Source organism: Xanthobacter sp. BG11Y11_SDJG (genome assembly GCF_057364445.1).
In genome coordinates, this window is record NZ_JBNFNU010000139.1 from 1 (window position 1) to 9,998 (window position 9,998).

Below are 9,998 nucleotides of genomic sequence, written 5' to 3' on the forward strand. Positions count from 1 at the left end.
CCCATGTCGCCGCGCGGCCTCAGCCCGCAGGTCGCCCGGCTCTATGTGAGCGGCAACGATGCCGACGCGCTCGCCCCCTCGGCCTGCCGGTGCTGCCGGACCCCTGCCCGGAAGGCCGGGTCCGCTCGCCGGCGTCCTCGCCGGGCTCGATCTCATCGCCGCGGACCCGCCTGCAACCTTGCTCCTGACCGCGCCCGCCGACGCGCCGTTCCTGCCGGTGGACCTGGCGGAGCGCCTCCTTGCGGGCCTGCCGGACGGCGGCGGGCCGGCCTGCGCCGCCTCGATGGGACGCCGCCATCCGGTGATCGCGCTGTGGCCGGTTGCGCTGCGCGACCGGCTTCGCCTCCTGCTGGAGACGGGCGAACGCCGGGTCGGCGTCGTGCTCGACCTGCTCGGCGGCGCAGCAATCGACTGGCCCGCCACAGGAAACGACCCGTTCTACAATGTGAACTCCCCACAAGAGCTTGAAATCGCTCAGTCCAGGCTCGCTGCCCGTTCCTGAACCATGGTCACGCTTGCGGCAGGAATGGGGAGGGTTTAGGACTGCGATGAGGCGACTTCGCATGCGCGAACGCCGCCGCGGGGCTCACGCAAGGGCGCCAGTCCGCCCGAAGGATGAGGAAGCCATGGACGCCACCAACACCGGGGCCAAGGCAGCGACGCTGACCGTGGGGGAGAAGAGCTGGGAACTGCCCATCCACGCGGGGACCATCGGTCCGGACGTGGTGGATATCGCCAAGCTCTACGGGCAGACCGGGATGTTCACCTACGATCCCGGCTTCACCTCCACGGCGTCGTGCGAGAGCAAGATCACCTATATCGACGGCGACGAGGGCGTGCTGCTCTATCGCGGCTATCCCATCGAGCAGCTGGCCGAGAACGGCGACTTCCTGGAGACCTGCTATCTCCTGCTCTACGGGGAACTGCCCACCGCCGCGCAGAAGGCGGACTTCGATTATTCCGTGACCCGTCACACGATGGTTCACGAGCAGATGACGCGCTTCTTCCAGGGCTTCCGCCGCGACGCCCACCCGATGGCGATCATGGTGGCCTCGGTCGGCGCGCTCTCGGCCTTCTACCACGACTCGACCGACATCTCCGACCCGCAGCAGCGCCTCATCGCCTCGATCCGCATGATCGCGAAGATGCCGACGCTGGCGGCCATGGCCTATAAGTATTCGGTCGGCCAGCCTTTCGTCTATCCCAAGAACGACCTGGACTACACCTCGAACTTCCTGCGTATGTGCTTCGCTGTGCCGTGCGAGGACTACAAGGTGAGCCCGGTGCTCTCCAAGGCGATGGACAAGATTTTCATCCTCCATGCCGACCACGAGCAGAATGCGTCCACCTCCACGGTGCGCCTCGCCGGCTCGTCGGGCGCCAACCCCTTCGCCTGCATCGCCGCCGGCATCGCCTGCCTGTGGGGCCCGGCCCATGGCGGCGCCAACGAGGCGGCGCTGAAGATGCTCTCCGAGATCGGCCACGTGGACCGCATCCCGGAATTCATCAACCGCGCCAAGGACAAGAACGACCCGTTCCGGCTCATGGGCTTCGGCCACCGGGTCTACAAGAACTACGATCCGCGCGCCAAGATCATGCAGCGCACCTGCCACGAGGTGTTGGCGGAGCTGGGCATCAAGGACGACCCGCTGCTCGACGTGGCGGTGGAGCTGGAGCGGATCGCGCTTTCGGACGACTATTTCGTCGAGAAGAAGCTCTACCCGAACATCGACTTTTATTCGGGCATCACGCTCAAGGCGATGGGCTTCCCCACCACCATGTTCACCGTGCTGTTCGCGCTCGCCCGCACGGTCGGCTGGATCGGCCAGTGGAAGGAGATGATCGAGGACCCGAGCCAGCGCATCGGCCGTCCCCGCCAGCTTTATACCGGCGCCACCCAGCGCGACTACATCGCCATGTCCAAGCGCCGCTGAGCGCGCGACGGGCTTCTGCCTTCTGGGAAGGGGCGCGGCCGTCGGGCCGCGCCCCTTTCGCGTTTCCGGATGCCGTCCGGAGCCGCTCCAATGTGCGCCGCGCAGCGGCCATACGGCCCACGCCATATGGACAATGGCAACGCTTTTCCCTTCAGATGGCCGCCCGCCGCCTGAGCGGCCTCGAAGGAAACGCCATGTCCGTGAAAGCCCCCGCCGATGCCGGCCTGCCGGTCACCCTCGCGGACGTGGAGGCGGCCCGGCCGCTGCTCGCCGGCGCCATCCTGCGCACCCCGACGCTCCGCGCGCCGCGCCTGTCGGCCCTCACCGGCGCCGACGTGTGGGTGAAGTACGAGAACTTCCAGGTCACCGCCTCGTTCAAGGAGCGCGGCGCGCTGGTGAAGCTCGCCCGCCTGTCGCCCGAGGAGGCGCGGCGCGGCGTGGTCGCCATGTCGGCCGGCAACCACGCCCAGGCGGTGGCCTGCCACGGCACGCGGCTCGGCATCTCCACCACCATCGTCATGCCCGAGACCACGCCGCAGGTGAAGGTGATGGCCACCGAGGCTTTCGGCGCCCAGGTGGTGCTGTTCGGCGACACGGTGGCGGATGCCCAGAACGAGGCCGAGCGCATCTCGCGCGAGGAGGGCCGCGTTTTCGTCCATCCCTATGACGACCGGGACGTGATCGCCGGCCAGGGCTCCATCGGCCTGGAGATGATCGAGGACGGGCCGCAGTTCGACGCGGTGCTGGCGCCCATCGGCGGCGGCGGCCTCGCCTCCGGCGTGGCGCTCGCCTTCGCCGGCCGCTCGCCCCAGACCGAGATCGTCGGCGTCGAGGCCGCGCTCTACCCGGCCATGTGGAGCGCGCTCACCGGCATCGCCCGGCCGTGCGGCGGGCCGACGCTGGCCGAGGGCATCGCGGTCCACAATGTGGGCACCCTGACCCGCACCATCATCCGCGCCTTGGTGCCGAGCATCGTGCTGGTGGACGAGACCGCGCTGGAGCGGGCGGTGAACGCCTTCCTCACCAACCAGAAGACCCTCGCCGAGGGCGCGGGCGCCGCCGGCCTCGCGGCGCTCCTCACCGAGCCGGAGCGCTTCGCCGGCCGCACGGTCGGCCTGATCCTGTGCGGCGGCAACATCGACCCGCGCATGCTCGCCGGCATCCTCCTGCGGGAGCTGGAGCGCGAGGAGCGCATCGTCTCGTTCCGTCTCACCATCCTCGATCGGCCGGGCATGCTGGGGCGCATCGCGACGCTGCTCGGCAAGCTCGGCGCCAACATCCTGGAGGTGCATCACCGCCGCACCTTCCTCGACGTGCCGGCCAAGGGCACGCGCCTCGATTTGACGGTGGAGACCCGCGACCAGGCCCACGCCCAGGCCATCGAGGCGGCGCTGGAAGCGGAAGGCCTGCCTGTGCAGCGGCTCGGCGCCGGCGGCATCGCTGGTAGGCGCGCGCGCCGCCCTTGCCGCCCCTGCTTGCCGCGAGCCCTTGCGCTGGCAGGCGCGGCACCCCACGTTCCCGTTATGGCCCATCCAGGGCCGAGGAGCCTTGGCGCCATGAGCGACCCGTCGAGCCAGACCCGCGAACCGCCCCGCATCGGCGTGTCCGACGGGTCCCGCCCGCACGCCTACGATCCTGTGACGCAGCCGGAATATTTCGACGGCGTGCTGTCGCGCCGCATCGTCGCCTTCTGCGTCGATGCGCTGATGATCATCGGGCCGATCGTGCTGCTGGCGATCTTCATCTTCGTGTTCGGCATCGTCACGCTGAGCCTGGGCTGGATGCTGTTCCCGCTGCTCGGGCCGGCCTTCGTGATCTGGGCGCTGGTCTACAACGCCATCACGCTCGGCTCCCCGGCCTCGGCGACGCTCGGCATGCGACTCATGGACCTCGAAATGCGCACCTGGTACGGCGCGCCCTGTTACTCGCTGCTCGGCGCGGTGCATGCCGTCTGCTTCTGGGTGTCGATCACGGTCGGCACGCCGCTGGTGCTGCTGGTGGCGCTGTTCAACGACCGGCGCCGGCTGCTGCACGATTTCCTCGTCGGCACCGTGGTGGTGAACAACGAAAGCCGCGCCGCATTGCTGCGGCGCCGGCGCTGAAAAGTGCGCGCAACCGTGCCTTCGCCTTTGACCCCGCCGCAAGCTCCGGCGATGCTGTGGGGGTTCGAGGCGTAAGACCGTGAGCGAGCACCCGCGCGACACACCGCAATTCTACCTCACCGCGCCCTCCCCCTGCCCCTATCTGCCGGGGCGGGAGGAGCGCAAGGTGTTCACCCACCTCGTGGGCGAGCGGGCCGGCGCGCTCAACGACGTGCTGACCCAGGGCGGCTTCCGCCGCAGCCAGTCCATCGCCTACCGCCCCGCCTGCGAGGGGTGCCGGGCCTGCGTCTCGGTGCGAATCTGCGTGGACGACTTCGTGGAGAGCCGCTCCTTCAAACGGGTCCTGGCGGACAATGCCGATCTGGTCGCGCCATGAAGGCGCCGACGCCCACCTCCGAGCAATACGGCCTGTTCCGCTCCTACGTCACCGCCCGCCACGGCTCCGGCGGCATGGCGGACATGAGCGTGCTGGACTATGCCATGATGGTAGAGGACACCCATGTGGAGACGCGCCTCGTGGAATACCGCAAGGCCGGCCCCGACAGCCGCATCCTCGGCCGCGGCACGGGCGATCTGATGGCGGTGGCGCTGACCGACGTGCTCAGCGACGGGCTCTCCATGGTCTATTCCTTCTACAACCCGAACGTGGCGCACCGCTCGCTCGGCACCTTCCTGATCCTCGACCACGTGGCGCGGGCGCGGGAGATGAAGCTGCCCTTCGTCTATCTCGGCTATTGGGTCCAGGGCTCGAAGAAGATGGACTACAAGCGCCGCTTCCTGCCGCAGGAGCGCCTCTCGCCCCAGGGCTGGGAGCGGGTGGAGGCCTGAGCGCGGGGGCTCGCGCCGCGCGCGCGGCCGCGCTACCAAGGACGCCGGGTGGGGCAGGCGTGCCTGAGGCGCGCGCTCGGGAGGGGCCCGAAGTGAGCTACGTGTCCAACGCCGTCAACATCTTCGTCATGGTGTTCGCGGCCCTGTTCCCGGTGGTCAATCCGCTCGGCAGCGCGCCCATCTTCCTGAACTTCGTGCGCAAGTGCTCGCCCACGGTGCGCGAGCAGGTGGCGCGGCAGGTGGCCATCTATGGCTTCATCCTGCTGCTCGGCTCGCTGCTGTTCGGCGCGCAGATCCTCTTGTTCTTCGGCGTCAGCCTGCCGGTGCTGCGGGTCGCCGGCGGCGCGGTGGTGATGGCGGTGGGCTGGAGCATCCTGCACCAGGGCGACGAGCCGGCGGACCGCACCGCGAGCCAGGAGCTGAGCGAGACGCAGGCGCAGAACGAGGCCTTCTACCCCCTCACCCTGCCTCTCACGGTCGGGCCGGGCTCCATCGCCACCACCATCGCGCTCTCGGCCACCCACAAGCCCACGTGGCAGGTGGACCTCGTCGAATCGCTCTCCAGCCTCATCGGCGCCCTGGCCGGGCTGATCGCGGTGGCGCTGATCGTCTATTTCGCCTTCCGCGAGGCGCCCACTCTGGAGCGGGTGCTGGGCAAGAACGGCACCAACGTTCTGGTGCGGCTGTTCGCCTTCATCCTGTTCGCCATCGGCGTCGAGATCGCCTGGCTCGGCATGCGCGAGCTGCTCGCCCAAGTCCCGCGCTGAACCGGCCGCCACGCTGAACCGGCCGCCGCGCCGCAAGGAGTTTGCCATGTTCCCCGCCTCGGACATCCGCCGCGTCGCCGTCATCGGCGCCGGCACCATCGGCGCCAGCTGGGCGGCGCTGTTCCTCTCGCGCGGCCTCAAGGTGACGGTGAGCGACCCCGCCCCGAGCGCCAAGGCGGCCACCCAGCGCTTCATCGACACCGCATGGCCGACCCTGAAGCAGCTCGGCGCCCTGCCCACCGCCGATCCCACTGCCTGGCGGTTCGCCGCCGACCCTCAGGAGGCCGCGGCGGGGGCCGACTTCGTGCAGGAAAACGCCCCCGAGCGCTACGAGATCAAGCAGCCTCTGCTCCGGCAGCTCGACGCGGTCTTGGCGCCCCATGCGGTGATCGCCTCCAGCACCTCCGGCCTGCTGCTGAGCCGGATGAGCGAGCAGTGCGCCCGGCCGGAGCGCTGCGTCATCGGCCATCCCTTCAACCCGCCGCACCTCATCCCGCTGGTGGAGGTGCTCGGCAACGGCCCGAAGGGGCGGGCGGCCGTGGACACCGCCATGGCCTTCTATGCCGCCATCGGCAAGCGCCCGATCGAACTGCGCAAGGAGGTGAAGGGCCACGTGGCGAACCGCCTCCAGGCGGCGCTGTGGCGCGAGGCGATCCATCTGGTCGCCGAGGGCGTCGCCTCGCTGGAGGACATCGACGCCGCGGTCTCTGAGGGGCCGGGCCTGCGCTGGGCGCTGATGGGCCAGCACATGACCTTCCATCTGGGCGGCGGCCAGGGGGGCCTCGCCCACTTTCTGGAGCACCTGCTGCCGGCGGTGGAAGGCTGGTGGGCCGACCTCGGCACGCCGGACATGACGCCCGAGCTTCAGGCGCAGCTGGTGCGCGGCGTGATCGAGGCGGCCGCGGGGCGCTCCATCGCCGATCTGGCGGCGCGGCGCGACGGCCTGCTGACGCAGATCATCGCGCTGAAGCGCGACCAGGCCGAGGCCGAGGCGCAGAAGGAGATGGCGGGCCGCCTCGACGAGGCGCTGGAGGAGAGCTTCCCTGCCAGCGATCCCCCGGCGTGCACCGGGAGACGTGAACGCGGGGCGCGCCCCCTCCTCAGACGTGGATTGCCTGGCCGTAGGCGGCCATGACGCTCTCGTGCATCATCTCGGAGAGCGTCGGGTGCGGGAACACCGCGTGGATCAGCTCTTCCTCGGTGGTCTCGAGGTTCATGGCGATGACGAAGCCCTGGATCAGCTCCGTCACCTCGGCCCCCACCATGTGCGCCCCGAGCAGCTCGCCGGTCTTGGCGTCGAACACGGTCTTCACGAGGCCATCCGGCTCGCCAAGCGCGATGGCCTTGCCGTTGCCGATGAAGGGGAAGCGGCCCACCTTGATCTCGCGCCCGGTTTCCTTCGCCTTCTTCTCGGTGAGGCCCACGGAGGCAATCTGCGGCGTGCAATAGGTGCAGCCGGGGATCTTCAGCTTGTCCATGGGGTGCGTGTGCAGGCCCTTGATGGTCTCGACGCAGATCACGCCCTCATGCTCGGCCTTGTGCGCCAGCATGGGCGGGCCGGCGATGTCGCCGATGGCGTAGACGCCCGGCACGTTGGTGCGCCCCAGCCCGTCGGTGACGACGATGCCGCGCTCGATCTTCACGCCCATGGCCTCGAGCCCGAGGCCCTCCACATTGCCCACCACGCCCACCGCCGAGATCATGCGGTCGACGGTGATGTCGTGCGCCTTGCCCTTGTCGTCGGTGACATGGACCGTGAGGCTGTCGGCCTGCTTGGTGACGCCAGAGACCTTCGCGCCGGACATGATCTTCATGCCCTGCTTCTCGAAGCGCTTCCTGGCGATGGCGGCGATCTCCTCGTCCTCCACGGGCAGGATCTGCGGCAGCACCTCCACCACGGTCACGTCCACGCCCATGGTGCGGTAGAACGAGGCGAATTCGATGCCGATGGCGCCCGAGCCCATGACCAGCAGGGACTTGGGCATCTTCTCGGGAACCATGGCCTCGAAATAGGTCCAGATCAGCTTCTTGTCGGGCTCAAGGCCGGGCAGCGCGCGCGGGCGGGCGCCGGTGGCGACGATGATGTGCTTGGCGGAATAGTCGCCGCCGCCCTTGGCGTTCTTCGGCGGGTTCTGGGCCGCCTCCACCTTCAGCTTGCCGGGGGCGGTGAAGGTGGCCTTGCCCCAGATCACATCTACCTTGTTCTTGTTCAGCAGGAAGCCCACGCCGGTCGCGAGCTGGGAGGAGACGCCGCGCGAGCGCTTCACCACGGCGGCAGCGTCGAAGCCGATCTTCTCGGCGGAGAGGCCGTAATCCTTTGCGTGCTCCATGTAGTGGTAGATCTCGGCGGAGCGCAGCAGCGCCTTGGTGGGGATGCAGCCCCAGTTGAGGCAGATGCCGCCGAGATGGCTCTTCTCCACCACCGCGGTCTTGAAGCCGAGCTGCGCCGCGCGGATGGCGGCCACATAGCCGCCCGGCCCGCCGCCGATGACGATGATGTCGTAGGTCTCAGCCATGGGTCGTCTCCTCGCCGCGCCTTGCTTCGGCGGGCTCTGGATGGAAAGGAAGCCGCGCGAGGCGGCCGGCATCGCGCGCCCCGGCGAGCGCCGCCAAGGCGCGCTCGAACAGAGCGAGGTCGCGGAACGGATCGGCGGCGGGGCTGTGCGCCTGGATCACCGGCAGGCCGGAGGCCTCCAGCGCTTCCGCCAGCATGAGATTGTCGAAATGGCCGAAATCCTCCACGTGGAGGCCGTCCGCCATCAGGCTCGCCGGCCCCTGCGCTGCCGGGCCGATGGCGCCGTGCGCGCGGTGCTTCAGCTCGCCCGGCAGGTTGGAATAGGCGGCCACCGGCTTGCCGAGCGCGAAGGCGTAGCCCACCTCGAAGGCGGTGCCGGGATCAGCGCTGATGCCGCGGAACGGGGTGAGGTTCGCCAGCACCGCGTCGGCGGCGCGCATCAGCGCGAGATTGGCCTCGAAGATCGCCCGGGCATGGGCGCCGGCGGCGGCGTCGAGGGTCGGGTCGCCGTCCAGCGGAAACAGCCCCTCGAAGCCGTATCGCGCACACAGCGCCACCTTGCGCCGGCCGATCTCTCGGGCGTCGTCGAGAAACACTTCCGGGCCGGCCAGATAGAGCTTCATGCGGTCTTCTGCCTTCGCGCCCTTTCGCTCGCGCCGCCTTGGGCCGGGAGCGCCACGCGGGCGGCGCTCCCGCTCTCGTCACTTCACCAGGATGGCGTACAGCTCGTCCTTCAGCTTCATGCGCGCGCGGCGCATGGCCTCCATCTCCTCGTCGCCGGTGGGCTCCACGTCGGTCTCGGCGCGGTGCACCTTCCGGTTCACCTCGTGATACTCGTCATAGAGCTTGGCGAAGTGCGCGTCGGACTGCTTCAGGGCGCTGATCTTCTCCGCGTACTCCGGGAAGTCGGCGGCAAGCTCGTGGGGCGTGTGGCTCATGTCTGTCTCTTCGCTTTGGCGTTCGGGCGCCTTCGGGCGCCGTGACGCTGCTGCTACACGAAGGGCGGGCGGCGCGATTTGATCTGCCCCGCCCCGGCCCGCATTGCCGTCCCGCCGGCGGCCGTCACACCAGCATGGACATGGGCTTCTCGATGAAACCCTTGAACGCGCTGAGCAGCTCGGCGCCGAGCGCGCCGTCCATCACCCGGTGGTCGCAGGTCAGCGTCGTGGTCATCTGGGTGACGACCTTCACCTCGCCGCCCCGCACCACGGCCCGCTGCTCGGAGGCGCCCACCGCGAGGATGGAGGACTGCGGCGCGTTGATAATGGCGGTGAAGTTGCGCATCCCCATCATGCCGAGGTTCGACACCGAGGTGGAGCCGCCGGAATATTCCTCCGGCTTCAGCTTCTTGTTGCGGGCGCGCTGGGCCAGGTCGCGCATCTCGTTGGAGATGGCGGAGAGCGACTTCAGCTCCGCTTTCTTGACGATGGGGGCATAGAGCCCCCCGTCGAGCGCCACGGCGACACCGACGTCCGAGTGCTTCATGCGCAGCATGCGGTCCTCGGCCCAGACCGCGTTGGCGGCCGGCACCTTCTGGAGCGCCAGTGCCATGGCCTTGATGACGAAGTCGTTCACCGAGACGCGATAGGCCGGCTTGCCGTCCTTGTCCTTGGCGGCGGCGGCGTTCACCTGCTCGCGCAGGGCCATCAGCTCGTCGATGTCGCAGTCGACCGTGAGGAAGAAGACCGGCGTCACCTGCTCGCTCTCCACGAGGCGGCGGGCGATGGTCTTGCGCATGCCGTCGAGCGGCACTTCCTCGTAGGTGCCGGCCTCGAACAGGGCCTTCACCTGCTCGGCGCCGGGCGCGCGGCGAGCGCCGGCGTTCTGAGCGGCGGCGGGAGCGGCGGCCGTG

At 69.3% G+C, this 9,998-nt stretch carries 9 protein-coding genes and 2 pseudogenes; 7 read left to right on the top strand and 4 right to left on the bottom strand.

The genetic code is table 11. The annotated features are described in order from the left end of the window. Positions 1–58 precede the first annotated feature (58 nt). The 7 genes and pseudogenes from AC2W7M_RS12905 (at position 59) to AC2W7M_RS12935 (ending at position 6,766) form a co-directional block, all read left to right on the top strand. Positions 59–502 (top strand): NTP transferase domain-containing protein, encoded by a 444-nt coding sequence (locus AC2W7M_RS12905; RefSeq protein ID WP_486132694.1) that lies wholly within the window; start codon positions 59–61, stop codon positions 500–502. Positions 503–626: 124 nt separating this feature from the next. Then, on the top strand, positions 627–1,934 hold the full coding sequence (gltA, locus tag AC2W7M_RS12910) for a citrate synthase (protein WP_486132695.1): 1,308 nt from the start codon (positions 627–629) through the stop codon (positions 1,932–1,934). A gap of 194 nt (positions 1,935–2,128) precedes the next feature. Further along, positions 2,129–3,358: pseudogene (locus tag AC2W7M_RS12915) on the top strand (threonine ammonia-lyase); the annotation flags it as partial. A gap of 132 nt (positions 3,359–3,490) precedes the next feature. After that, a complete protein-coding gene (locus tag AC2W7M_RS12920; protein ID WP_486132702.1) occupies positions 3,491–4,036 on the top strand; it encodes an RDD family protein in 546 nt (181 codons plus the stop codon). A gap of 79 nt (positions 4,037–4,115) precedes the next feature. After that, positions 4,116–4,864, top strand: a pseudogene (locus tag AC2W7M_RS12925) (arginyltransferase). Positions 4,865–4,956: 92 nt separating this feature from the next. After that, positions 4,957–5,631, top strand: coding sequence for a MarC family protein (locus AC2W7M_RS12930; RefSeq protein ID WP_486132696.1), 675 nt, complete (start codon positions 4,957–4,959; stop codon positions 5,629–5,631). 46 nt (positions 5,632–5,677) lie between these two features. Continuing rightward, on the top strand, positions 5,678–6,766 hold the full coding sequence (locus AC2W7M_RS12935) for a 3-hydroxyacyl-CoA dehydrogenase NAD-binding domain-containing protein (protein WP_486132697.1): 1,089 nt from the start codon (positions 5,678–5,680) through the stop codon (positions 6,764–6,766). On the opposite strand, the gene lpdA is transcribed toward AC2W7M_RS12935, so the two are convergent. From lpdA to AC2W7M_RS12955, 4 genes are all read right to left on the bottom strand, one after another. After that, on the bottom strand, positions 6,732–8,147 hold the full coding sequence (gene lpdA / locus AC2W7M_RS12940; protein ID WP_486132698.1) for a dihydrolipoyl dehydrogenase: 1,416 nt from the start codon (positions 8,145–8,147) through the stop codon (positions 6,732–6,734). The genes AC2W7M_RS12935 and lpdA overlap by 35 nt on opposite strands. Beyond that, the gene (locus tag AC2W7M_RS12945) at positions 8,140–8,769 is read right to left on the bottom strand and encodes a nucleoside 2-deoxyribosyltransferase (RefSeq protein ID WP_486132699.1); all 630 of its coding nucleotides are present in this window, start codon (positions 8,767–8,769) and stop codon (positions 8,140–8,142) included. Before AC2W7M_RS12945 ends, lpdA begins: the two co-directional genes overlap by 8 nt. A 78-nt stretch (positions 8,770–8,847) precedes the next feature. Next, positions 8,848–9,084 (bottom strand): HP1242/YdcH family protein, encoded by a 237-nt coding sequence (locus tag AC2W7M_RS12950; protein WP_486132700.1) that lies wholly within the window; start codon positions 9,082–9,084, stop codon positions 8,848–8,850. A 124-nt stretch (positions 9,085–9,208) separates the two neighbouring features. Continuing rightward, positions 9,209–9,998 (bottom strand): 2-oxo acid dehydrogenase subunit E2 (locus tag AC2W7M_RS12955; protein WP_486132701.1); only part of this gene is annotated, 790 nt, incomplete at its 5' end.